The organism is Caballeronia cordobensis, assembly GCF_001544575.2.
Lineage (GTDB): Bacteria > Pseudomonadota > Gammaproteobacteria > Burkholderiales > Burkholderiaceae > Caballeronia > Caballeronia cordobensis.
On the sequence record NZ_FCNY02000006.1, the window covers coordinates 176,090 to 199,863 of the forward strand.

A 23,774-nucleotide genomic window follows, 5' to 3' on the forward strand; every position below is an offset into this window, starting at 1 on the left:
CGGCTACTGGCAGCTATGCACGGCACCTACAACTTCTGGCTGGTCGCGGCATCGCTGGTCGTGGCGACGCTCGCTTCCTTCACCGCGCTCGATATCTCCGGCCGCATCGCGATGCTTTCGCAGTCGCGCATGCGCCATGTCTGGCTCGCGGGCGGCGCGGCGTCGATGGGCATCGGCATCTGGTCGATGCATTTCATCGGCGTGCTCGCGTTCGAACTGCCGATTCCGCTCGGCTACGATCTGAAGATCACCGCCGCGTCGCTCGGCATCGCCGTGCTCGTGTCGTTTTTCGCGCTCCATGTCATCACGAGCAGGCGGCTGACCGCGCGCCGCATTCTCACGAGCAGCCTGCTGATGGGCGCGGGCATCGCGACCATGCACTACACGGGCGATGCCGCGATGCGCATGCAGCCGGCGATCCAGTACGATCCGTGGCTCTTCGCGGCGTCGATCGTGATCGCGGTGGTCGCGTCGGGCGTGGCGCTGTGGATCGCGCACACGCTGGCCGACGCGAGCCAGAAGAACGTGCTCGGCAAGCGCATCGCGTCGGCCGTGGTGATGGGCATGGCGATCACCGGCATGCATTACACGGGCAACGCGGCGGCGCAGTTTCTGCCCGGCTCGATTTGCGGCGCGGCCAACGACGTCGATGCGCGCTGGCTCGCCACGACGATCGCGATGTTCACGCTGGCGATCCTGATCATCACGCTCGTCCTGTCGCGCTTCGATGCGCGCACGGCGCTGCTCGCCGGGTCCGTGTCGCGCCTGAACGGGCAGATCGTGCGCATGGCGACCTTCGACACGCTCACGGATTTGCCGAACCGCCGCACGATGAACGAGCGCATCGACCGCGCGATCAGGAACGCGCGGCACGACCGCAGCCGTTTCGCGATTCTCTTCATGGATCTCGACGGCTTCAAGACCATCAACGATTCGCTCGGCCATACGGTCGGCGACGAAGTGCTGAAGGCGTTCGCGCGACGCCTGCAGGAATGCGTGCGCGGCGGCGATACCGTGGCGCGGCTGGGCGGCGACGAGTTCGTCGTGATGCTGGAAAACCTCAACGCGCCGGCCGACGCCGAGAAAATGGCCGAGCGCATTCTCGACACCATGCGAAAGGGCCTGCACGCGGGCAATCATCCGTTGCAGGTGATGCCGAGCATCGGCATTGCGCTGTATCCGCAGGACGGCGAGAGCGTCGAGTCGATGCTCAAGCACGCCGATGTCGCGATGTACGAGGCCAAGCGCGGCGGACGCAGCACGTATCGCTTCTTCGAGGCGAGCATGAACGAAGCGGCCTTGCGTACGATGCAGATTCAGCAGGCGCTGCACGAGGCGCTGAACGCCGGTCATTTCTATCTGCTCTTCCAGCCCAAGTTTCGCGGCAAGAGCGGCGAACTCGCGGGCGCGGAGGCGCTGATCCGGCTGGATCATCCGCAGATCGGCACCTTGACGCCGATCGAATTCATTCCGATCGCGGAACGTTCCGGGCAGATCGTGGAGATCGGCTACTGGGTCGTGCGCGAGACCTGCCGGCAACTCGCGAAATGGCGCGGCGAGGGCCATCCGCTTGTGAAGGTGGCGATCAATCTGTCGCCGCGGCAGTTGCACGAGGCGGACCTCGTCGCGCATATTCTGCGAATCGTCCGCGAGGAAGGCGTGGAGAGCGAGCAGCTCATGTTCGAGATCACCGAAACGGTGGCGATGCAGGACGCGCCGCGCACCATCGACATGATCCGCGCGTTTCAGGACAATGGCTTCGAGATCGCCATCGACGATTTCGGCACGGGCTATTCGAGCCTCGCGTATTTGCAGCGTTTTCGCGCCAAGCAGTTGAAGATCGACCGCTTCTTCACCAACGGACTCGACGAAAACGGGCAGGAAGGGCGCGCGATCGTCTCGGCGATCATCGCGCTCGCGCATTCGCTCGATATGGACGTCGTCGCGGAAGGCGTCGAAACCGGATCGCAACTCGACCGGCTTCAGGACATGATGTGCGATGAAATGCAGGGCTTTCTGCTCGCCATGCCGCTTTCCGCGGACGCATTCGGCGTGATGCTGGAAAGCGGCGCCGTCAGCGAACTCACCGCCTGATCCGCGGCGCGCCCTTCGTTCGTAAGGGCGCGCTTTCTCTTCCTCCCACCCGAATCTCCCCGCCCACCACCCGTTTTCCGCGTTGAACGCGGCGCTCCCAACTCGTAGTCTGTATCCGCACGAGTGGCGCAAGAGGTCGCGCCGCGCGTTTCGAGAAGACAGAAACGGGAGACGCAAGACATGGATTTGGGCATCAGCGGCAAGACCGCGCTCGTCACCGGCAGCGGCCGGGGCATCGGCGCCGAAGTGGCGCGCGCGCTTGCGCGTGAAGGGGCGCACGTCGTCATATCCGACATCGATCTCGCCGCCGCCGAGCAGGTCGCGGCCGAGATCGAGGCGAGCGGCGCGCGCGCCATCGCAACGCGCTGCGACGTATGCGATCGCGACGCCGTGACGCGCATGGTCGCGCAGGCATCGGAAGCATTCGGCGCGGTCGATATTCTCGTCAACAACGCGGGTTTCAACAAAGACCGCTATCTCACGAAGATGGACGAGACGGAGTGGGACGCCGTGATCGACACCATCCTCAAGGGCGCGTTCCACTGCAGCCGCGCCGTGCTGGGCGGCATGATGGCCCGCAAGTGGGGGCGCATCGTGAACATTGCGTCGCGCTCGGTCTTCGGCAATCCGGGGCAGACGAATTACAGCGCGGCCAAGCTTGGCCTCGTCGGCTTCACGCGCGCGCTCTCGCTGGAGCAGGCGAAGTTCGGCATCACCGTCAACGCGGTCGCGCCCGGCTTCGTCGAAACCGAGCTGATGCGCGCCAATCCCACCTACGAAACGCTGCGCGAGAACGCTGTCGCAAGAACGCCCGTGGGCTTTCTCGGCGTGCCGGACGACATCGCGTCCGCGGTGGCGTTCATGGCGTCGGAGCGCGCACGCTATATCTCCGGGGTCACGCTCTACGTGACCGGCGGACGTTTCTCTTCCTGACACTCGCACCGGAGATCAACGATGGACTTTGAATTCGACGCGGATCAGATCACGCTGCGCGACAGCATCCGCCGCTATCTGCGCAATGAAGTCGCGCCGCGCATCGACGAATGCGAGAAGGCGCGGCATATTCCCCTCGACGTGCTCGCGGGCGTGAGCCAGTTCGGTTATATCGGCGGAATGTTGCCCGAGGAATCGGGCGGCATGGGGCTCGACTTCGTCACCTGGGCGATGATGCTGGAGGAAGCCGGCTATTACTGGGGCTCGCTGCGCACCATCGTCAATATCACCAACGTGTTCCTGCGGCTCGTGAGCCAGCACGGCGACGCGCGGCAGAAAGCGCATTTTCTCGCGCCCGTGCTTGCCTCGGAGAAGGCCGCCTGCGTGGCGTTCAGCGAGCCGAATCACGGTTCCAACCCGGCGGGCGTCGAGACGCGCGCGGAAGACAAGGGCGATCACTACCTCCTCAACGGCACGAAGCTGTGGATCACCAACGGCGTCGCGGCGGACTATGTGATCGTGCTCGCGCGCACCTACAGCGCGACCTCGGACGGCAAGCCCTCGCTCTTCCTCGTCGACAAAGCGGCGACGCCCATCGATGCGCGTCTCGTCGACAAGATGGTGCTGAAGGCGTCGGGCACGTCGGAACTCTTTCTCGAAGACCTTCGCATTCCGAAAGAAAATCTGCTTGGCGAAGAAGGCACGGCGCTCAAGTCCATGGCGATCGGCCTGAACTACGGCCGCATGAACATCGCGATGGGCGCGGTCGGCGCGGCGCAGGCGGCGCTCGACCTGTCGGTCGAATATGCGAAGACGCGCAAGCAGTTCGGCAAGCCGATCGGCCAGTTCCAGCTCGTGCAAAAGCATATCGTCGACATGATGGTGCGCACGGAAGCGGCGCGCGCGCTCGGCTACAAGGCGGCCGTCTCGCTGCAAAAGGGCTTGCCGTCGCGCATCGAATGCTCGATCGCCAAGCTCTATGCCGCCGAAGCCGCGCACGAAGTGGCGAAGATCGCGATCGCCGTGCACGGCGGCCTCGGCTATTCGACGGAATACCCGCTCGAACGGATTTTCCGCGACACGAGCGGCGGCGTCATTCCGGAAGGCACCGCCGAGGTGCAGACGCTCATCGTCGGGCGCGAAGTGCTCGGCATGTCGGCCATCGTCTAGGAGCACGTCATGAGCACGATGGAAGTCTGCGCACCGCACGATGTCTCGGCGCTGCGCTTTTACTGGGAAGACATGACGCCCGGCCTGCAATTCGAAACGTCGAGCCGCACCGTCACCGAAGCGGACGTGGTGAGCTTCGCGGCCTTGAGCGCGGACTATAACCGCGTGCATGTCGATGCCGAGTATGCGGCGGGCACCGCGTGGGGCACGCGCATCGCGCACGGCATGCTGGTGGCGTCGATCATGTCGGGGCTCAATACGCGCACGGTGATCAATCAATTGCTGGAGCCGTCGCTCGTCGGCATGCTCGAAACGAGCTTTCGCTTTCCGCGTCCGACGCTGATCGGCGACACCATCAAGGTCAGCATCGAAGTGACGGCGCGGCGCGAGACCTCGAATGCGGCGCGGGGCATCGTCGAATTCCGGCGCGTCGCGCTCAACCAGCATGGCGACATGGTGTGCGAATGCCTCGTGAAGATGATGGTGAGCAGGCGTCCCGGCGCGACGCCTGCCGCTCAATGAACAGGGAACGATTCATGATAAAGACGGAAATCGGCTATACGACCATCGACACGATCACCGTGCGCGGCAAGGATCTGTCGAACGAGATTCTCGGCAAGATGGATTTCATCGAAACGATGATGCTGACCATCCTGAACCGCGTGCCCGACGCGCGCGAGAAACGCATGATCAACCTGATTCTCGTGACGGCCTGCGATCACGGTCTCACGCCGAGCGCAATGAGCGCGCGGCTGACCTATCTCGGCGCGCCCGAGGCGATGCAGGCGGCGGTCGCGGCCGGTCTGCTCGGCGCGGGCAGCGTGTTTCTCGGCACGACGCAGAACGCGGCGGAAATGCTGATCGAAGCGGCAAAGGACCTGAGCGACGACGCCAGCGACGAAGCCGTGCTCGAATGCGCGCGTGAGGCGCTGGCGCGCGCGCGGGAGAAGAAGCAGCCGATCTACGGCGTGGGCCATCCGATCCATGTGAACGGCGATCCGCGCGTGGCGACGCTCGCGGGCGTCTCGCGCGAGAACGGCTACTTTGGCAAGCACTGGCGCCTGATGTTCGCGATCGAGCGCGTGTTTCGCGAGGAGCGCGGCAAGGCGCTGCCGATCAACGCGGTGGGCGCGATCGGCGCGATCATCGGCGACATGGGGCTCGACCCGCTGCTCGCGCGCGGCTTCATGCTGGTTGGGCGCGCGGCGGGGTTGATCGGCCATCTTTATGAAGAGCGCAAGGAGCCGGTCGGGCAGGCGCTCTGGGATCTGGTTCTGACGCAGGACCCGCGCAACGAGATTCCGGTGCGTGCGCAGAAGCGCGCTTCGTGAACGATAAGGATTGCATATGGACATAACGTATTCGAAAGAAGATCTGGCCTTTCGCGAGGAAGTGAAGGGCTTCGTCCGGGAAAAGCTTCCGGCATCCATTCGCGACAAGGTGCTGGGTCATCGTCATCTCGGGCGCGAGGACTTCGTGCAGTGGCAGCGCATCCTGCACGCGCGCGGCTGGGGCGCGCCGGGCTGGCCCGTCGCGTTCGGCGGCACGGGCTGGACCACGCTGCAACGCCATCTGTTCGAAGTGGAATGCGCGCTCGCGGGCGCGCCGCGGCAGTTGCCGTTCGGTCTCAGCATGATCGGTCCCGTGCTGATGAAATTCGGCAATGAAGCGCAGCAAAAGCGCTTCCTGCCGGGCATCTTGTCGTCGGATGAGCTGTGGTGCCAGGGCTATTCGGAGCCGGGCGCGGGTTCGGACCTCGCATCGCTCAAGACGCGCGCCGTGCGCAAGGACGATCACTACGTCGTGAACGGCCAGAAGATGTGGACGTCGTATGCGCAGTACGCGAACTGGATCTTCTGTCTCGTGCGCACCGATCCGCAAGCGAAGCCGCAAGCGGGCATTTCGCTGCTGCTCATCGACATGAAAACGCCGGGCATCACCGTGCGTCCGATCACGACGCTCGAAGGCGCGTGCGACGTCAACGAAGTCTTTTTCGACGACGTGAAAGTGCCGCTTGAGAATCTCGTCGGCGAGGAAAACGCGGGCTGGACTTACGCGAAGTATCTGCTCGGTCACGAACGCACCGGCATTGCGGGCGTCGGCAATTGTCTGCGCGAGTTGAACCTGCTCAAGCATTACGCGGCAGTCGCGCAGTCGGGCGGCAAGCCGCTCATCGAGGATATCCGCGTGCGCGAGAAGATCGCGCGCGTGGAAATGGAGATCACCGCGCTGGAGATGCTGTTGCTGCGCGTGGCGACCGAGGCGCGCAGCCGTGGAGCGGGCCCGGAGGCGTCGATCCTGAAGATTCGCGGCTCGGAGTTGCAGCAGGAAATCGCCGCGCTGCAACTCGATGTGCTCGGTCCGGATGCGTGGCCGTATGCATCGGCGTGGCTCGCGGGCGGCTTCGACGGCTGGACGCCCGGCCCCGCGCATGCGGCGGGCGTGACGGGCAGCTATCTGGAGTTGCGCAAGCCGACCATCTATGGCGGCACCAACGAAGTGCAGCGCGAGATCATCGCGAAGGCAATCCTCGAACAGTGAGGCGGCAACATGGACTTTAACTACACCGAAGAGCAGCGCCAGTTGGCCGATACGCTGCGGCGCTTCAGCGAGAACGAATACACGGCGGAGCACCGGCGCAATGTCACGCGCGATCACGCGGGCCTGTGCCGCGATGCGTGGCGCGCATATGCGGAGTTCGGCGTGCTCGGGCTCGACGTGCCCGAAGAATACGGCGGATTCGGCAACGGCGCCGCCGATGTGTTCGCCGTTCAGCGCGAAGCGGGCCGCGCGTTGTTGCTCGAACCGGTCATCGCGAGCAGCGTGATGAGCGCGAGCATGCTCGCGGCGCATGGCAGCACGCAACTCAAGGACACGTGGCTGCCCTCGCTGGCGGATGGCCGCAAGATCGTCGTGCCGGCCTGGCAGGAGCGCGACGCGCGCTACGACTTCCGCGCGCCGAAAGCGCGCGCATCGAAAGAGGGCGAGGGCTTTCGCATCGACGGCAGCAAGGTGCATGTGTGGCATGGCGGGGCGGCGGACGCGTTCATCGTCTCGGCGTGGAATGCGGATGCAGAGGCGGTAACGCTCTTTATCGTGCCCGCGAACGCGAAGGGCGTGACCGTGCGCGCGTATCCAACTGTCGATGGCCAGCAGGCGGCCGAAGTGCATTTCGATGCGGTCATCGTGCGCGCAGCGGACATGCTTGGCCATGCGCGCGACGGCGCGGACATTCTCGAAGCGGGCATCGGGCGAGGCATCGCGGCGTTGTGCGGTGCATCGGTGGGCGCGATGGAGCGCCTCATCGAAATGACGGCCGAGTATCTGAACACGCGCCGTCAGTTCGGGCAGCCGCTCGCGGCGTTCCAGGCGCTGCGTCATCGCCTGGCCGACATGATGGTGCAGAAGGAAATGGCGCTTTCGATGGCCTATTGCGCGATCGCCGCCGTGCAACAGCAGGATGCGGCGCAGCGGCGGCGCGACATCAGCGCGGCGAAGACGGTCGTCGCCAAGGCGGGGCGTTTCGTTGGCGAGCAGGCCATTCAGTTGCACGGCGGAATCGGCGTGACGGCTGAGCTTGCTGTGGGGGATTACTTCAAGTTTCTCACCGCGGCCGGGCAGATGTTCGGCGACGCGAGTCATCATACGGATCTCTACGCTCAGGCTATCTGAGCCGTTTCGCCTCTCGCCTCTCGCGCCCGCGTCATTCAAACGCGGGCGTTTTTCATTGCATCACTCTTCTTCAGATCGATTCGATGAACTTCGCCATCGACGCGCTCACGCGTCCGCCCTGTTCGTGGATGATCCAGTGGGTGGCTTCGGGAATGCGCTCGACGCGGACATCCGAGAAGAAGGAATCGAGCCCTTCGACGCAGCCGGTCAGCAGATAGCGATCCTGTTCGCCCCAGATGAAGAGCGTCGGCACGCTGACGCGATAGCATGCATCGTCGGCATACGATTTCTCTGCGCCGCGCGCTTGCGTCGCGCGATAGTAGGCGAGGCCCGCGCGCAGCGAGCCGGGCGTGGACCACGAACGTGTGTAGAGATCGCGCAGCGAATCGTCGAGCCACTCGGGCGACGCACCCGTGCGCGGGTCCACGCCAAGCCCGGCGCGCAGCGCGGCGAAACCGTGCGCGCTGATGGTGGCTTCGGCGCTCTCACTCAGAAAGAGGTTGATGTAGGCGCTCGCGTTGCGCTGATGCGGATTGCGCGCGAGTTCGCGAAGAAACACGCCCGGGTGCGTGGTGTTGATCATCACGAGCCCATGCAGACGCTCCGGATGCGCAATCGCGAAAGAGCACGTGATCGCGCCGCCCCAGTCGTGCCCGGCGAGGATGCACTTGCGCTGGCCGAGATGATCGAGCAGCGCGACCAGATCGCTGACCATGTTCGAGACACGATAACCGGCAATGTCAGTCGGTCCGGCGGATTCGTTGATGCCGCGCGTGTCGAGCGCAACGACGTAATACTGCTCGCCGAGCGACTCCATCACGCCGCGCCATGCGAACCAGCCTTCGGGAAAGCCGTGCACGCATAGCAGCATCGGCTTGCCGGGCTGGCCGCAGGTCGCGTAATGAAACTTGAATCCGTTGAGCGTAGCGTAGTGATGTTCGATTTTCGATGACATGGGTAGCCCTTTTATCGTTCCGACGACACGGCAGATGACGCGAGCGTCAATGCCTTTTCGATTTTGGAGATCAACGTTTCGTTGCCGCTCACGCGAACGTCGCCGGCCTCGATGGCCTCGGCCAGGCCGGTCTCGCGCAGGCTCAGGCGGGCCATCGTTCGCGCATCGAGGGAGAACGTGACGTCGGCATGCGCGGGCGCTTCGCTGCGGAATTCGGCGACAGACGGGCGCAGCAGGAGACCGCACTCGCCGTGACCGTCGAAGCGAAAGGCGACGTTCGCCCGCAAAGCCGCCGCGGCGTTCGCATCGACGCGCTGTTCGAGCAGCTTCACCTGTTCCTGCGGCGGCCGCTGCATGAGCGAATCGACGCTCGGCGCACCGAAGAACGAATGCGGCGACGGGATGTGCCAGTCCGTCTTGCCTTCGAGGTGCAGCGCCTCGGTCAGCATGAAGTTGCGCGTCTGAATGCCGGTGCGGGTGCTCTGCGCCATCGCGCGCAGCGCGGCGGCTTTCAACTGTCTGGCGGCCCGATTGTCCGGCTCCGCCGCCATCAGCAGACTTGCGAGGCTCGCGGCCAGGTTGTATTTGCGCTCGTCCATCGCGGTGCGCGCGCGGTCGAGAAAGGCGCTCGCGCCGCCGAAGCCTTCGACGAGCACGCCGCCCAGTTCGCCGCGTGCGGGCGGATGAAGATCCGCGCCGTCTTCGCTATACCAGCCCACCAGCCCGCGATAGATGCCGCGAATGCCGTACTCCCAGTCCACATAGCCGGGATACAACACGGGATCGTTCAGCAGATGCTCGGGCAGACGAATGCTCGCGACCATCTCGTCCGGCGTCATGCCGCGATTGATCGCGCGCAGGCACTGATTCCAGATGAAGGCATAAGCGTCCCGATGTGCGGTGAGCGCCGCCTGCGCGCTCGCGCGATCGAGATACGGATTGCCGTGCACGGGAATCACGTGGGTGTAGTCGAGATCGCGCAGCAGGTCGAGCGCGGCGATCAGTTCATCTGGAGTGCGGAAGAAATCGCCACGCAGCGTGTACATGGGATAAGCCATCGGCGCGAGCGCGGAATTCGCGACCACCGCATCGAGGTCCGGGAATTCGATCGCGAGCGAATCGCGCGTATCGCCGATGATGTGATGAAAGCGCATGCTCACGCCATCGACCGTGATCGACTCGCCATCCGCGACGGCATGCGTGACCGCCAACGGCGCGAAGGCATTCAGGTGCGGATCGTCGAAAGATTTCTCGCCTTTGCCGAGACGCGCGTCCGGGCCGCGATCGGGCAGGTAAGCGCCGAACTGAATGCCGATGCGCCTGAGCTGCATCGGGCCGAGCATGTTCGACGTGGTGGCGGCCAGTTGCTCCGTCTGCGGATGCGCGAACACCTGGACCTCTTCGATGCGCTCGCCGTCGAGCAGTCCCGCCGCCCCGCCGATGTAATGATGGTGCGAATAGATGAGCGCCTTGACAGGCTTGTCGCTGAAGCTTCGGATGATCGCGCGCAGATCGCGTCCGTGACCGAACTTCGTGCCCGTCTCGATGACGATCAGCCCCGTCAGCCCTTCGACCACGATGCAATTGACGCTGTGATAGCCGGTGATGACGCGAAGGCCCTCGCATACCTGATGAACCTGCATCCTCGACTGCGTCTTTGCGGCAAAGCGCAGAAAATCGCCATTGACGATCGCGCCGTTCGGCGCGGCCATCTTGTTGTGATCCTGACCGCCGCGATAAAAGGCTTCGCTGTTCACGCTTCTGTCCTCATGTGTGTCGGTGATGTGGGTCTCCGTCGCGCCTGATTTCATCCGGCCCGGCGCATCAGGCTGAAGCTTTGCGCTGTCGGGCCGACGAGCGGTTGTGTTGCGAGGAACATCGCGAGCGGCACGACGTCTTCGGGTTCTTTCATCCACTCGCCGGGCGGAAACGCGACTTTGCCGAAGCCCGTCATTTCAGTTCTGACCGGGCCCTGAATGAGTTCGTTGACGCTGATGTTCGCGTCTTGCACCTCGATGGCGAGCGTCTGCGTGAGCATCCACAACGCGAGCTTCGATGTGGCGTAAGCGGAGAGCCCCGGCATCGGGCGATGGCGCGAACCCGAGCCCGTCATGATGAGCTTGCCGCCGCCGCGCTTGCGCAGGGGCGCAATGGCCGCGCGCGCCGTGTGCAGCGCGCCGTAGAGGTTGACCTCGAACGTGCGCTTCCATGCGTCGAGATTCGCGGTTTCGATCGGGCCGCCGGGCGTGCCGAGGCCCGCGTTCGCGAGCACGATATCGACACCGCCGAAATGCTCGACGGCTTGCGCGTACATCGCTTCGACGTTCGCGTAGTCGGTCACGTCGACACGGCATGCGAGCGCCTTGCCGCCGTGCGCCTCGATGGACCGCACGACGGCATCGAGTTCCTCGCTGCTGCGCGCGGCGACCACGACGGCCGCGCCCGCGTCCGCGTAAGCGTGTGCGATCGCGCGCCCGATGCCGCGTCCGCCGCCGGTGATCACCGCGACCTTGCCGGCGAGCGGGGCCGCGCCCTTGTCTCGTGCAAATGAAGTAGTGTTCATGATGCCCTCGACATCATGCGCGAAGCGCGTCGAACGTCGCGAGCACCGCGCAGGCGGCGCTTGCATCGCCTGTGAGTCGCAGGGCTTCCTCGTTCAACAACGTTCGCAGCGACGACGGACTCACGAAAAGCTGCGCGAAGGTCCTGCCGTCGAGCGTCAGAATGAAATCGGCGTGGCGCGAGAGTTCGTGCGGCCGCGCGATGAATTCGGCGACGCCCCGGCGCACGTGCAGCGCAACGGAAGGGCGCGCGCCGTCGATGAAATCGAAGCGCATGATCGCGTCGATATGCTGCGCCTGAACCGGATTCACGCGCACGCGCAAATGATCGACATAGGTCGCGGGATCGGCGGCGATCTGACGCTTCGAAGGCGGCACGAGACGCGGCAGATCGATCTTGCCTTCCAGCGCGAGCGCCTGGCTCAGCATGAAGCCGCGCGCGATGCTCGCGGTCGTCGCCTGCGCGCTGCTGCGCAGAAGGCTTGCCTTGAGCTGGCGCAGTTCGGCGTCGTCCGGCGAAAGCTTCAGCGGATAGTTGAGCAATTCGAGCGCCCAGGCGTAGTCGCCTTGCGCGCGCGCTTCGTGAACCGCATCGAGCACGCGCGCCCGGCCGCCGAGCAGCGTCGTCATGCGCCCGGCGATCTCCGCGGGCGCAAGGCGTTCGAGGGTCGCGGCGTCGCCGTCCCACCAGCCGAGCGCGTGATTCATGATGTAGGGCGCGTGCCAGTCGAGGCGGCCATAGGCTTCGAAGAGCCACGGCTCTTCCTTGAGATGCCGCGGCAACTCGATGAAGCCGCGCAGATCGTCAGGCCCCTTGCCCGCGAGCACGCCGCGCAAGGTCTGATCGAGCACCAGCATCGTGAAATCGAGGTAATTGCGCAGCGTGCGTTCGATCTCGGCCGCGCCGGTGATCGAGCGGGCATGCTGGCTGATGAGATACGCGGGTTCGAGCGCGAGCAGATGCCGGAGCGCCTCCGACCACACGCGTGGATCGCGAAACTTCGCGCCGCGCGGTGTATAGAAGTTCGGCTGCCACGGCCACAGAATGTTGTTCAGCGCCACTTTCTGATCGGGCAGCCAGACGGTTACGCAGTCGTCGGTGTCGGAGCCGCCTTCGGTGAAGAACTGCATGCGCACGCCGGCGATCGTGAGCATCTCCCCATGCGCGACCGGCGTATTCACCGGCACGAAACCCGTCGGCCCGTGTTCGATCACGAAGCCATATTGCGCGTCGTCGCCCGATTGGGGCAGCAGGGCTTGCGCATGTTGCATGGCGCGCGCGTGCTGGAGCGGCTGAATCTCGGGAAAGTAGCTTCCGAGCGCCGCCACGCGCATGTTTTCGTTGAGGCGAGCATGGCCGATGACCGCCACGTTGTCCTCGCCTTCGAGGATCGCGCGCGCACCCAGCGCGTAATGCGTGTGACTGTAGATGATCGCCTTGATCGGCTTCGTGCTGATGCGGCGGATCGCTTCACGATACTGCTTGCCGTGTTCGAGATGCTCGCCGGATTCCCACACGATGAGACCGTCGTCGCCGACGATGACCGCCGCGTTCAGCGCCGTGCCCGGCAGCACCCAGACGCGATCGGTCAGCTCGTAGGGTGTGGTGTCCTGGTGCCTGACGAGCCGTTCGTTTTCGAGCACGCTGCGATTGACGAGCGCGCCATTGACCGCGGACACGGCTTGATGAGCGGCGGGGTTCTTCATGCGATGCGTACCTGTGAAGTGTGAGTGAGCGAAGGCGTCGGGGGATTACGCCGAGCGCGAAACGCCGAGCGCCGAAAGTCTTTCGCGAGCGCGTTCCGGATGCAGATATCGCATGCTCAGCGCGGCGGACAACAGCAACATGCCCGCACCGATGACGAAAGCCGTTTCATAGCCGGCGATGTTATTGCCGCCGTTCGCCTGAATGAACCGTCCCGCGACGGCGGGCGCGATGGCCCCGGCTGACGTGACGAGCGCCGCGTACACCGAGAGCAGCGCGGTGCGCTGACGTTCATGCGCGAGTTCGCCGAGGATCGCCGGCGCAAGCGCGAAACAGATGGTGGCAAGCCCGTTGCCCACGGCGAAGAGCGTGAGCTTGAGCCCGGCGGGCATCGCGACGAAATGCTGCAGCAGAAGCAACACGCCGCCTGTGATGAAAGCCCCGTTGATGATCTGCACGCGCGCCTGACGGCTCGACGCGCCGCGCGCTTGCAAGCGCTGCGAGTACCAGCTCAGAAAGAGCGTGTACGGCATCGTGAAGAGAATCACCAGCGCGAAGATCCGTCCGGCGGTGACGTGATCGAAGCCGTAGCCTTTTTCGAGGTAGGCGGGCAGCCACGTCAGCATCAGTCCCGACGACCAGTAGGCGGAAAAGCCGAGCAGGATGACGATCAGCACAGGCGGCGAAAGCAGCAGCTTGCGGTACGGCAGCAGAGTCTGGGGCGCGGCATCGGTGCGGGAAATCACGTGAGCCGGGGCCGCGAACACGGGCGGCTCGCGGCGTTCCGCGAAGATGAGCCAGAGCACGCACCATACCGCGCCGATCACGGCGAGCAGCACGAAATTCATGCGCCATCCCCAGTTGCGCGACACGACCGGAATGATCAGCCCGGCTACGATCAGCCCGATGACCGCGCCCTGGTTCAGGATCGCGACGGGCAGGCCGCGTTTGGCGTCGGGAAACCACTTGAACAGCTCATGCATCGAAAGCGGCGCGCTGGGCCCTTCGGCCGCGCCGAGCAACACACGGCAGACCAGGATCGTGAGCGGCGCGGTGGCGTAGACGAGCGGCAATTGCAGCAGCGCCCAGCTTGCCGCCATCACCAACAGAATCCAGCGCGTCTGAAAGCGGTTCGCAAAAAATCCGACGACGATGCTCGAAAGCGAAAACAGCCAGAAGATGCTGCCCGCCAGCACGCCGAACTGGGCGGAGGTCAGCTTCAGCTCGGCCATGAGCGGCACCGCCACCATGCCGAGGGAAATCTTGTCGATGAAGTTGATGAGCGCGAGGCTAGTCAGTAGCGCGGACACGCGCCATGCGGTGCGTGACGGGTATTCGGTCGATGTATTCATGATCTCGGACGGGTATCTCGCGTGGCGTAGGTGGACGAAGCAAAAAAGGCAGGGCGAGGGCGCGCCCTCATGCGGCCGATGCCTGATTTCGGATCATGACTTTGCAGTGCGTGTTCGGCTTCTTGAGCGCTTCGAAGGTGGCCGGAACCTCGTCGAGACCGATCACCGACGAAATGAACGGCGTCGCGCGGATGCGCCCGTCCGCCAGCATGCGCAGCGAAAATTCGAAGTCCTCACGTTCGTAGGTAAATGCGAAACTCACGCGCAGGCGTTTGATCGTCGCGCTCAGCACCGACACCTTTTCAGGTTCGAGGCACGCGCCCGCGATCACGAGATGCGCCTTCGGCGGCGCCATGTTGATGAGCTTCTGCAAGATCGGCCGGCCGACGCATTCGAAGATGAACATGGGCGGCCGGCCGGTCGCGCGGCGTAGCTCGGCGACCGGGTCCGCGACATTCGACGCGTCGATGAGTATTTCCGCGCCCGCGTCGCGTGCGCGCGCGAGCCGTTCGGGCACGAGATCGCTGATCGCGATGTCGCCCGCGCCGAAAAAGCGCGCCCACGTTGCAATGGCCAGCCCGATCACGCCCGCGCCGACGATCAGCACGTCCGCGCCCGGCGGCACCTTCGCCATCTTGTACGCGTTGAGCGCGACGGCGAACGGCTCGATCATGGCCGCTTCGTCGTAGCTCATCGTGTCGGGGATCTTCATCGCCATGACGGCCTGGCACGAAGCGTATTCCGCGTACGCGCCCGGCAATGCGGGATGGAAGCCCTGCGTCGCGGGCGCTTCGCACGACGCCTGACGTCCGTCGCGGCACGGCGCGCATGTGCCGCACGCGCGCAAGGGCAGCGCCACGATCCGGTCGCCCGTGCGCCAGTCCGCGCCCGCGTCCGCGCCGACTCCGACGACTTCCCCGGCGAACTCGTGACCCAGCACGGAGCCTTCGCGCAACATGCCGGGTGTCTGCGCGGCGTGCAGATCGGACCCGCAGATGCCGCAGGCGTGAACTCTGACCGTGAGGCTGTCCGCGGCGGGGGCGGGAACGGGCACATCCGCCATCCTGAGCGGCTTGTCGATACTTTCAAAGGCGATGACTTTCATGATCGGCATGAGGTGAATGATTGAGGCGTGCGCAACGCGATCAGGCCGCCGAATAACCGCCGTCGACGGGAAGGGTGATACCGGTGATGAGGCGCGCAGCAGGGGAAGCGAGGAACACCGCGGCGCCGGCCACTTCGTCCGGTTCGGCCCATCGGCCGATGGGAATGCGGCTCAGCGTGTTCTCGAAAAACGCCTTGTTGTCGCGCACCGCGCGTGTCAGGGCCGTGTCGATCCAGCCCGGCGCGATGGCGTTGACGCGAATGCCATCGGCGGCGAAGCGCAGCGCGAGCGAACGCGTCAGCGCGACGACGCCGGCCTTGGCCGCGCCATACGCGGGCGTCATCGGCGAGCCGAAGAACGAATACATCGAGGCGATGTTGATCACGCAACCCGCGCTCGCCTTCAGATGCGGGTGAAACGCGTTGACGAGCCGCAGGCCGCCCACGAGATGCACGTCCAGAACATCGGCGAAGATATCCGGTTCGTATTCGCTGGGGCTTGCGCGGCCCGCGCAGTGGATCAGGACATCGAGCGTATCGATGCGCGCGGCGAGCGCTTCGACGGCGGTGTCATCGCGCACGTCGAGCGGCTCGTGGCGAATGCGCGCATCGGCGTCGGCGGGCGGCGCGGCGAGATCGGCGAAGGCGCGGGCGAATGCGCCGCCGATGCCGCCCGTCCCGCCGGTAATCAGCACGCGTTTTCCGGCTACGTTGAAATCAGGCACTTTCAGACTCCGGTGGTTCGGGAGGCAGACTCGGGAATTACATCGCGGTGGAACGCGCGCCGAGGGCGCGGACATAGTTCAACGGCGACATGCCGCGGTCTTTGGCGGCCTTGTTGATCATGGTCTCGATGAAGCCCGCATCGGCGATGTTGATGAAGTTGCCTTCGTCGTCGAAGTTGACGTTCGCGCCGTGAATGACCATGAACATGTCGGTCATCTCCGTGTTGCTGGACGGCGTGGTGAACTGATGGATCGCGCCGCCCGGTTCGTAGAGATAGCTGCCGGCGGTTTGCGGCTGATGCGGATACTGCGTGTAGTTCCATTGACCGGCGATCGTGAACAGATGCACGGTGCCCGTATGAAAATGATTCGGCAGCACGATGCCCGGCGCGATCCGCGCGCGCAGCACCCAAATGCCGTTTTGCGCATCGAGGAAGAGCGGGCAGACGTCGGAGCCCGGATGCGGGAAATCCTTGACCCACGGCTCCTTGCTGGAGTCGATGGTGAACAGATCCTTATCCTGCTTGTGATGCTTGGGCAATGCCATGGTTATCTCCTACGAGTCGAGTTTCGGCGCACGGTGGCCGACGCAGTCACGATACCGCCCGGCATCTGCCGTCACAATCGACCTCCCTTACGCGGGGGGCGGATTAACCCTTACGGCGCGTTCAGCTTCCCTTGAAAGAGGGCGTGCGGCGTTGCGCGAAGGCGCTGAGTGCTTCGCGCGCGTCGTCGGTGCGGTAGGCGCGCGCCTGCAGCGACGCTTCCAGTTCCAACTGATGCGCGAGGTCCTGGTCGAGGCTCACGTTGAGCGCCGCCTTGGTCAGCGCATACGCGGTGGTCGGCATGCTCGCGAGATGGCGCGCGAGCTTCATGCTTTCGGCGGCGAGCGCGTCGTCATCGAAGACCTTCCAGACGAGGCCCATGCGCTCGGCCTCCGATGCGTCGATCTTTTCGCCGAGGATGGCGAGCGCGCGCGCACGCATCTCGCCCGCCTGACGCGGCAGGAAATACGTGCTGCCCGCATCGGGAATGAGGCCGATCTTCGTGAACGCCTGCAGGAAGGTCGCGGATTGCGCCGCCAGAACAATGTCCCCTGCGAGGGCGAGACTCATGCCCGCTCCGGCCGCCGCGCCATTGACCGCGACGATCACGGGCTTCGGCATGTTCCGCAGCGCGAGCACCAGAGGATGAAAGAAATCTCGCAACGCGGCGACGGGATCGCCGCCTTCGTTCAGTGCGCGCACGTCCGCGCCCGCGCAGAAGCCGCGGCCCGCGCCGGTCACGACGACGGCGCGAACCGCGCGATCCTCCGAGGCGCGCTCGAAGGCGTCGCGCAGCGCCGTGACGAGCGGCCGGTTCAGCGCATTGAGCACATCGGGCCGGTTCAACGTCACGGTGCAAACGCCGGCATCCGCGTGGTAGGTCACGAGGTCATTCATTTGGAATCCTATGGAAAGAACCAGCGCGAAAGCGCACGGCCAGAAGGCCGCGCGCGTTTTAGTTCACAGCGCGAGACTTGTTTTCCCAGTAGGGCGTGCGCAGGTTGCGCTTGAGGATCTTGCCCGCCGCCGACATCGGCAGCTCGGCGCGAAACTCGATGCTCTTCGGACACTTGTAGCCCGCGATATGCTCGCGGCAGTGAAGGCGCAGATCGTTTTCGCTCAACGTCGACTGCGGCTTGAGCACGACGACCGCGTGCACCGCTTCGCCCCAAATCTCGTGCGGAATGCCGATGACCGCGCACATCGCGACGGCCGGATGACGCGCGATCGCGTTCTCCACTTCCGCCGAATAGACGTTTTCGCCGCCGCTGATGATCATGTCCTTGATGCGATCGACGATGAACACGTAGCCGTCCGCATCCATGTAAGCGCCGTCGCCGGTGTGCAGCCAGCCGCCGCGCAGCGTCTGCGCCGTTTCTTCGGGCTTGTTCCAGTAGCCCTGCATCACCGTCGGGCCGCGCACGATGATTTCGCCGACCGTTCCGCGCGGCACTTCGTTATCCTGGCCGTCGACGATTTTGATTTCGGTGCCGCAGATCGAGCGCCCCGCCGACGTATGCAAGCCCTTCTTGCGAGCCGCTTCATGATGATTGTCGGCGGGATTCGACGACACGATCATCCCTTCGGTCAGGCCGTACGAGTGATTGAACTCGACGTTGGGCAGCATGGCGATGGTCTTCTCCAGCACGGCCGCCGTCATCGGCGATGCGCCGTAGGCGACGCGTTGCAGGCTCGACAGATCGCGGCGCTGGAAGTCGGGGTGGGAGATCGTCGCCTGAATCATGATAGGCACGAGCGCGATGTCCGTAATACGCTCGCGCTCGATCGTCTCCAGCACTTCGGCGGGCTGGAACATCGGAATGATGACGTTCATGTCGCCGCGGATGAACTGCAACAGCGCGCGCGTCATTGCGGCGATGTGAAAGAAGGGCGCGCTGTGCAGCGTCCTTCCGTTCGGAATGGGCGGGGCGTCGACGAGACGGTTGACGCATCCCGTCCACAGGTTCCGGTGACTCAGCATGACGCCCTTGGGCGAACCCGTCGTGCCGCCGGTGTACATGATGGCGGCGAGGTCTTCGTAGCCGCGCCGCATGTCTTCGACCGGCGCATGGCTCGCGATCAGGCTTTCGAACGACAGCATGCCGGCGGGCGCTTCGCCGTCGCCCGCGTAGATCAGCTTGGGGGGGCAGGCGGCGGACCCGCGAATCGAGGCCGCGAGGTGCGCGTAGTGTTCGTCGACGATGAGAATGCGCGTATTGCAGTCGTCGAGCGAATAGACGATCTCGGGCACGCTCCAGCGGATATTGACCGGATTCAGCACGCCGCCGCCCCACCAGACCGCCATCATGTACTCGAAGTAACGGTCGGAGTTGAGTGCGAGCATGCCTACGCGGCTGTCCGGCTGCATGCCCAACGCCAGCAACGCGTGAGCAAGACGTGCGACGCGATCGCAGAACTCGCGATAAGTGCGCGTGCGGCCGCGAAAACTCGTGACGAGCTGATCGGGCGTCTGCTGCAGCGCGCGGTGAAGGCAATTGGTGAGGTACACGCTCGTCTCCTTACTTTTATCTGTTCTGCGCGCGGGCAGTGCGGCCATGCCTCGCGCGTTGTGCCGCATGCGGCGTGCATCGCTTCGGGCATCCGCGAACAATTAAGCGGATGCCCGAAGCGTCATGTGCCGCGCCTTCTTACTGGATGTTACCCGCGACCGCGACCGTCTGGCCAGTGATGTAGTTCGACTCGGGCGAGCAGAACAAGTACACGCCGCCGGCCGCTTCTTCGGGCGTGCCGCCGCGTCCCATCGGATTGCGTTGCGCGTGGCCCTTGAGCATTTCCGCGTTCAGGCCGACACGAATGTCGCGGCCATCGATCTTCACGGATTGCGCTGCTTCCGTGCTGACCGTCATGCGCGTATGGATCAGGCCGAACGCCACGCAATTCACGTTGACGTTGAAGCGGCCCCACTCGCGCGCCAGCGCGCGCGTCATGCCGATGATGCCCGCCTTCGCCGACGAATAATTCATCTGGCCCGCGTTGCCGTTGAGCGCCGACGTGGACGACACGTTGACGATCTTGCGATAGATCTCGCGGCCGGCTTCCTTATCGGCGGCGGCGAGCGCCTTGATGTGCGGATACGCCGCGCGCAGGATGCGGAACGGTGCGGTCATGTGGCAGTCGATCACCGCGTACCATTGCTCGTCGGTCATCTTCTGCACGACGTCGTCCCACGTGAAACCGGCGTTGTTCACGATGATGTCGATGCCGCCATACGTTTTCATCGCCGTGTTGATGAAGCGATCCGCGAAATCCGCCGCGGCCACGTTGCCGACACACGCCACCGCATCCACGCCTTGCTTCTTCAGCAGTTCGACGGTCTCCTGCGCCGGTTCCTCGTCGAGATCGTTGATGACGAGGCGTGCGCCTTCGCTCGCGAGCTTCTGCGCAATCGCGCGTCCGATGCCGCGGCCGGAGCCGGTGACCAATGCTACTTTTCCGTCGAGTTTTTTCATGGTGTCGAATCTCAAGACTTCATTGAATGGGGGTTAAAGGGCAACGACCGCGTCGCCGAGAATGCGCGGCTCGCCATACTGATTCGCCGTCTGGATTTCGAGCCTGATGCGCTTTTCGCCTTCCGCTTCGAATTTTTCGACGACTTTCCCGGTGCACGTGATCTGATGCCCGAGTTGCGTGATGCCGACGAAGCGCACGCCGAACTGGCGCAACTGACGCTGTTCCACCCACTGCGTGAGCAGGCGTCCGAGATAGGCCATCGACAGCATGCCGTGCGCGAAGACATCGGGCATGCCGGCGCGGCGCACATAGTCGAGATCGATATGCACGGCGTTGTGATCGCCCGACGCGCCCGCGAACAGCGCGAGCGTCGTGCGGTTGATCGCGGGCAGGGCCAGCGCGGGCAGCGTGTCGCCCACGTTGACGGTGTCGAAGGTGAGGGTGCTCATCTGCATGCTCCGGATTAACGCTGAACGATGATGCTGCGCAGATCGGCGACATGCTCGCCGCGCTGATTGGTGACCTTCGTGTCGCGAACCACGAAGGTCAGCGCGCCGCCCTTCTTCTCGTAGATGTCGCTGATACGGCTCTCGAACTGCAGCACGTCGCCCGCATAGGCCATGCGGTGATACGTGAACGACTGTTCGCCGTGCAGGATGCGCGACACGACGAGGCCGAGTTCGTCGCGCCAGGACGAGGACGGCTGCTCGAACTCCAGCGAGAACAGAAACGTGGGCGGCAGCGGCAGCGTGGGATGGCCCGCATCGCGGGCGGCGGATTCGTCGAAGTAGATCGGGCTGGTTTCGCCGATCGCCTTGGCGAAAAAACGCAGACGCCAGGCGTCCGCGCTCGCCCTGAAAACCGGCAACTGCTTGCCGATATTGGCTTTATCGATCATGACGGTCACGCCGATTGATACAGCGTCGTCACGCATGCGCCGCCGAGCCCGACGTTGTGCGCGAGCGCCACCTTCGCATCCTTCACCTGACGGTCGCCCGCCGTGTGACGCAACTGATGCGTGAGCTCGTAGCATTGCGCGAGGCCGGTCGCGCCGAGCGGATGACCCTTCGAAAGCAGCCCGCCCGACGGGTTCACGACCCACTTGCCGCCATACGTGTTGTCGCCGTCGTTGACGAGCTTTTCGGCTTCGCCTTCGCCGCACAGGCCGAGACCTTCATACGTGATCAGCTCGTTCTGCGCGAAGCAGTCGTGCAGTTCGATCACGTCGATGTCGTCCGGGCCCACGCCGGTCTGCTCGTACACCTTCTGCGCGCCCGTGCGCGTCATGTCGAAGCCGACGACGCGGATCATGTCGCGCGCATCGTAGGTGCTCGGCAGGTCGGTGGTGAGCGACTGACCGGCGATCAACACGTCGGTGCGCAGGCCGCGTTTGCGCGCGAACGCTTCCGACACGATGATGGCCGCCGCGCCGCCGCAGGTCGGCGGGCACGCCATGAGGCGCGTGATGACGCCGTCCCAGAGCATCGGCGCTTCCATCACGTCCTGCACGCTCAGCACGTTGCGGAACAGCGCGAGCGGATTGCGCGCGGCATGCTGGCTCGCCTTCGCGCGGATCTTCGCGAACGTTTCGAGCTTGGTGCCGTACTTCTGCATATGCGCGCGGCCCGCGCCGCTGAACTGAAGAATCGCGGGCGGCAGATCGGTGGCGCCCACGAGTTCGCGCACGAGCTGATGCGAGCGCTCCATGGCCGGCGCGCGGTCGTTCCAGCGCGAGACCAGCGCGCCCGGCTGCATGAATTCGAAACCGACGGCCAGCGCGCAGTCCACTTCGCCGCTTTGCACGGCCTGACGCGCGAGGAAGAGGGCGGACGAGCCCGTCGCGCAGTTGTTGTTGACGTTGATGATCGGAATGCCCGTCATGCCGACGCGATACAGCGCCTTCTGGCCGCACGTCGAATCGCCGTAGACGTAGCCGGCATAGGCCTGCTGAACATCGGCGTACTCGATGCCGGCGTCGGCCAGCGCTTCGCGGATCGCGTTCCCGCCCATCACGTCATACGTGTCGCTGGTGCCCGGCTTCTTGAAGGGAATCATGCCGACCCCGGCGACGAAGACTTTGCGGCTCATGTGCGTTGCTCCTGTTGACTTCGATTGATGGATGTGGAATCACAGCTTGCGCGCGATGAGATCGCGCATGACTTCGCTGGTGCCGCCATAGATGCGGTTCACGCGGGAATCGGCGAACGCGCGCGCGACCGGATACTCGAGCATGTAGCCGTAGCCGCCATGCAGTTGCACCATGTCGTCCAGCGCCTTGCCGAGGCTTTCGGTCGCGAAGAGTTTGACGATGGCCGCCTCTTCGAGCGTGAGGCGGCGGCGCACGTGCTCGCTCAGGTAGTGATCGACCATGAGCCGCACCGCGACGGCCTGCGCCTTGATGTCGGCGAGCTTGAAGCGCGTGTTCTGGAAATCCCACACGGTCTGGTTGAAGGCCTTGCGCTCCTTCACGTAGTTGATGGTGTGCTCCAGACACGCTTCGAGCTTCGCGGCCGCGCCGATCGCGATGCTCAGGCGCTCCTGCGGCAGCTCGCCCATCAGATACATGAAGCCCTTGCCTTCCTCGCCGAGACGGTTGCTCACGGGCACGCGCACGTCGTCGAAGAAAAGCTCGGCGGTGTCCTGCGCATGCATGCCCACCTTCTCGAGCTTGCGGCCGCGGCGAAAGCCGGGCCGGTCCGCTTCGACCACGATGAGGCTCACGCCCTTCGAGCCCGCCGCCGGGTCCGTCTTGCAGATCACGATGACGAGATCCGCCGTGAGCCCGTTGCTGATGAAGGTCTTGCTGCCGTTGATGACGTATTCGTCGCCGTCGCGCACGGCGGTGGCGCGCACGGCCTTGAGGTCGCTGCCGGTGCCGGGCTCGGTCATTGCGATCGCGAGGATGGCTTCGCCCGAGCACACTTTGGGCAGCCACTTCTGCTTCTGCGCTTCGTCGCCCAGACGCACGAGGTAGGGCGCGATGATGTCGGAATGCACGCCGAAGCCGAGCCCGCTCAGGCCCGCGCGGTTCACTTCCTCGTTGAGCACCGCCGCGTGGCCGAAATCGCCGCCGCCGCCGCCATATTCGCTCGGCAGCGTGACGCACAGCAGACCTTCGCGGCCGGCCTTGAGCCAGGTCTCGCGATCGACGCGGCCCGCCTTGTCCCACTCCGCCTGTCTCGGCACGCATTCGCGCTCGAAGAAGCGGCGGGCCGTGGTGCGAAGCATTTCATGATCGTCGCGAAGAACGGTGCGGTTGATGTGCATGTGTTATGTCCTGAAACATGAAGGATGAAATCCTGACCGCCGTGCTTGCCTTCGACGAAGCGACGAAGCGATAGTGCGCGGCTGGGCCATCGCCGTCGGATCGTGGTTCGATACGGAGTACGGAGGGAAAGCGGCTACGACGGATTGCGCTCGATGCGCGGGCACGAAGCCCCGGCGCGGTCTCGATCAGAAACGCGTAACGCGATCTCCCATGAGACTG

22 protein-coding genes are annotated in these 23,774 nt (G+C 64.6%); 7 read left to right on the forward strand and 15 right to left on the reverse strand.

Translation table 11 applies throughout. The features are described 5' to 3' along the window. Positions 1-15 precede the first annotated feature (15 nt). The 7 genes from AWB70_RS13435 (at position 16) to AWB70_RS13465 (ending at position 7,869) form a co-directional block, all read left to right on the forward strand. Complete coding sequence (locus AWB70_RS13435) at positions 16-2,094, forward strand: putative bifunctional diguanylate cyclase/phosphodiesterase (RefSeq protein ID WP_053571568.1); 2,079 nt, start codon at positions 16-18, stop codon at positions 2,092-2,094. A gap of 180 nt (positions 2,095-2,274) precedes the next feature. Then, positions 2,275-3,027, forward strand: coding sequence for a 3-oxoacyl-ACP reductase FabG (gene fabG / locus AWB70_RS13440; protein WP_053571567.1), 753 nt, complete (start codon positions 2,275-2,277; stop codon positions 3,025-3,027). Between the two features lie 21 nt (positions 3,028-3,048). Further along, complete coding sequence (locus AWB70_RS13445; protein WP_053571566.1) at positions 3,049-4,197, forward strand: acyl-CoA dehydrogenase family protein; 1,149 nt, start codon at positions 3,049-3,051, stop codon at positions 4,195-4,197. Between the two features lie 9 nt (positions 4,198-4,206). Then, positions 4,207-4,719, forward strand: a complete 513-nt coding sequence (locus tag AWB70_RS13450) for a MaoC family dehydratase (protein ID WP_053571565.1) — start codon at positions 4,207-4,209, stop codon at positions 4,717-4,719. A 14-nt stretch (positions 4,720-4,733) separates the two neighbouring features. Next, positions 4,734-5,528 (forward strand): citryl-CoA lyase, encoded by a 795-nt coding sequence (locus AWB70_RS13455; RefSeq protein ID WP_053571564.1) that lies wholly within the window; start codon positions 4,734-4,736, stop codon positions 5,526-5,528. A gap of 16 nt (positions 5,529-5,544) precedes the next feature. After that, entirely contained in the window at positions 5,545-6,738 is a 1,194-nt protein-coding gene (locus AWB70_RS13460) for an acyl-CoA dehydrogenase family protein (RefSeq protein WP_053571563.1), read from the forward strand. A 9-nt stretch (positions 6,739-6,747) separates the two neighbouring features. Beyond that, entirely contained in the window at positions 6,748-7,869 is a 1,122-nt protein-coding gene (locus AWB70_RS13465; protein ID WP_053571562.1) for an acyl-CoA dehydrogenase family protein, read from the forward strand. Between the two features lie 70 nt (positions 7,870-7,939). On the opposite strand, the gene AWB70_RS13470 is transcribed toward AWB70_RS13465, so the two are convergent. The 15 genes from AWB70_RS13470 to AWB70_RS13540 all read right to left on the reverse strand — a co-directional run bounded on the left by AWB70_RS13470 (position 7,940) and on the right by AWB70_RS13540 (position 23,554). Continuing rightward, positions 7,940-8,824 carry an alpha/beta fold hydrolase gene (locus tag AWB70_RS13470; protein ID WP_053571561.1) on the reverse strand — a complete coding sequence of 295 codons (885 nt, stop codon included), beginning with the start codon at positions 8,822-8,824 and terminating at the stop codon, positions 7,940-7,942. An 11-nt stretch (positions 8,825-8,835) separates the two neighbouring features. Next, positions 8,836-10,581 carry an alkyl sulfatase dimerization domain-containing protein gene (locus AWB70_RS13475; RefSeq protein WP_053571560.1) on the reverse strand — a complete coding sequence of 582 codons (1,746 nt, stop codon included), beginning with the start codon at positions 10,579-10,581 and terminating at the stop codon, positions 8,836-8,838. Positions 10,582-10,631: 50 nt separating this feature from the next. Continuing rightward, positions 10,632-11,387: an SDR family oxidoreductase gene (locus tag AWB70_RS13480; RefSeq protein ID WP_053572102.1), complete on the reverse strand. Its 756-nt coding sequence runs from the start codon at positions 11,385-11,387 to the stop codon at positions 10,632-10,634. 13 nt (positions 11,388-11,400) lie between these two features. Next, positions 11,401-13,092 (reverse strand): alkyl sulfatase dimerization domain-containing protein, encoded by a 1,692-nt coding sequence (locus tag AWB70_RS13485; protein WP_053571559.1) that lies wholly within the window; start codon positions 13,090-13,092, stop codon positions 11,401-11,403. A gap of 45 nt (positions 13,093-13,137) precedes the next feature. After that, on the reverse strand, positions 13,138-14,442 hold the full coding sequence (locus tag AWB70_RS13490; protein ID WP_053571558.1) for an MFS transporter: 1,305 nt from the start codon (positions 14,440-14,442) through the stop codon (positions 13,138-13,140). A 67-nt stretch (positions 14,443-14,509) separates the two neighbouring features. Further along, complete coding sequence (locus AWB70_RS13495) at positions 14,510-15,547, reverse strand: alcohol dehydrogenase catalytic domain-containing protein (RefSeq protein WP_053572101.1); 1,038 nt, start codon at positions 15,545-15,547, stop codon at positions 14,510-14,512. A gap of 40 nt (positions 15,548-15,587) precedes the next feature. Further along, positions 15,588-16,271 carry an SDR family NAD(P)-dependent oxidoreductase gene (locus AWB70_RS13500; RefSeq protein ID WP_060854097.1) on the reverse strand — a complete coding sequence of 228 codons (684 nt, stop codon included), beginning with the start codon at positions 16,269-16,271 and terminating at the stop codon, positions 15,588-15,590. 37 nt (positions 16,272-16,308) lie between these two features. Then, entirely contained in the window at positions 16,309-16,818 is a 510-nt protein-coding gene (locus AWB70_RS13505; protein ID WP_014252638.1) for a 2,4'-dihydroxyacetophenone dioxygenase family protein, read from the reverse strand. 121 nt (positions 16,819-16,939) lie between these two features. After that, the gene (locus AWB70_RS13510) at positions 16,940-17,713 is read right to left on the reverse strand and encodes an enoyl-CoA hydratase-related protein (protein ID WP_053571556.1); all 774 of its coding nucleotides are present in this window, start codon (positions 17,711-17,713) and stop codon (positions 16,940-16,942) included. A 58-nt stretch (positions 17,714-17,771) separates the two neighbouring features. Beyond that, positions 17,772-19,325 carry an acyl-CoA synthetase gene (locus tag AWB70_RS13515; protein ID WP_045462357.1) on the reverse strand — a complete coding sequence of 518 codons (1,554 nt, stop codon included), beginning with the start codon at positions 19,323-19,325 and terminating at the stop codon, positions 17,772-17,774. Positions 19,326-19,464: 139 nt separating this feature from the next. Next, the gene (locus AWB70_RS13520) at positions 19,465-20,286 is read right to left on the reverse strand and encodes an SDR family NAD(P)-dependent oxidoreductase (protein ID WP_053571555.1); all 822 of its coding nucleotides are present in this window, start codon (positions 20,284-20,286) and stop codon (positions 19,465-19,467) included. A gap of 33 nt (positions 20,287-20,319) precedes the next feature. Further along, complete coding sequence (locus AWB70_RS13525; RefSeq protein ID WP_014252634.1) at positions 20,320-20,736, reverse strand: MaoC family dehydratase; 417 nt, start codon at positions 20,734-20,736, stop codon at positions 20,320-20,322. A 14-nt stretch (positions 20,737-20,750) separates the two neighbouring features. Beyond that, complete coding sequence (locus tag AWB70_RS13530) at positions 20,751-21,185, reverse strand: MaoC family dehydratase N-terminal domain-containing protein (RefSeq protein ID WP_045461281.1); 435 nt, start codon at positions 21,183-21,185, stop codon at positions 20,751-20,753. Between the two features lie 5 nt (positions 21,186-21,190). Further along, entirely contained in the window at positions 21,191-22,375 is a 1,185-nt protein-coding gene (locus tag AWB70_RS13535) for a lipid-transfer protein (RefSeq protein WP_045461279.1), read from the reverse strand. Between the two features lie 39 nt (positions 22,376-22,414). Next, positions 22,415-23,554, reverse strand: coding sequence for an acyl-CoA dehydrogenase family protein (locus AWB70_RS13540; RefSeq protein WP_014252631.1), 1,140 nt, complete (start codon positions 23,552-23,554; stop codon positions 22,415-22,417). Positions 23,555-23,774 lie beyond the last annotated feature (220 nt).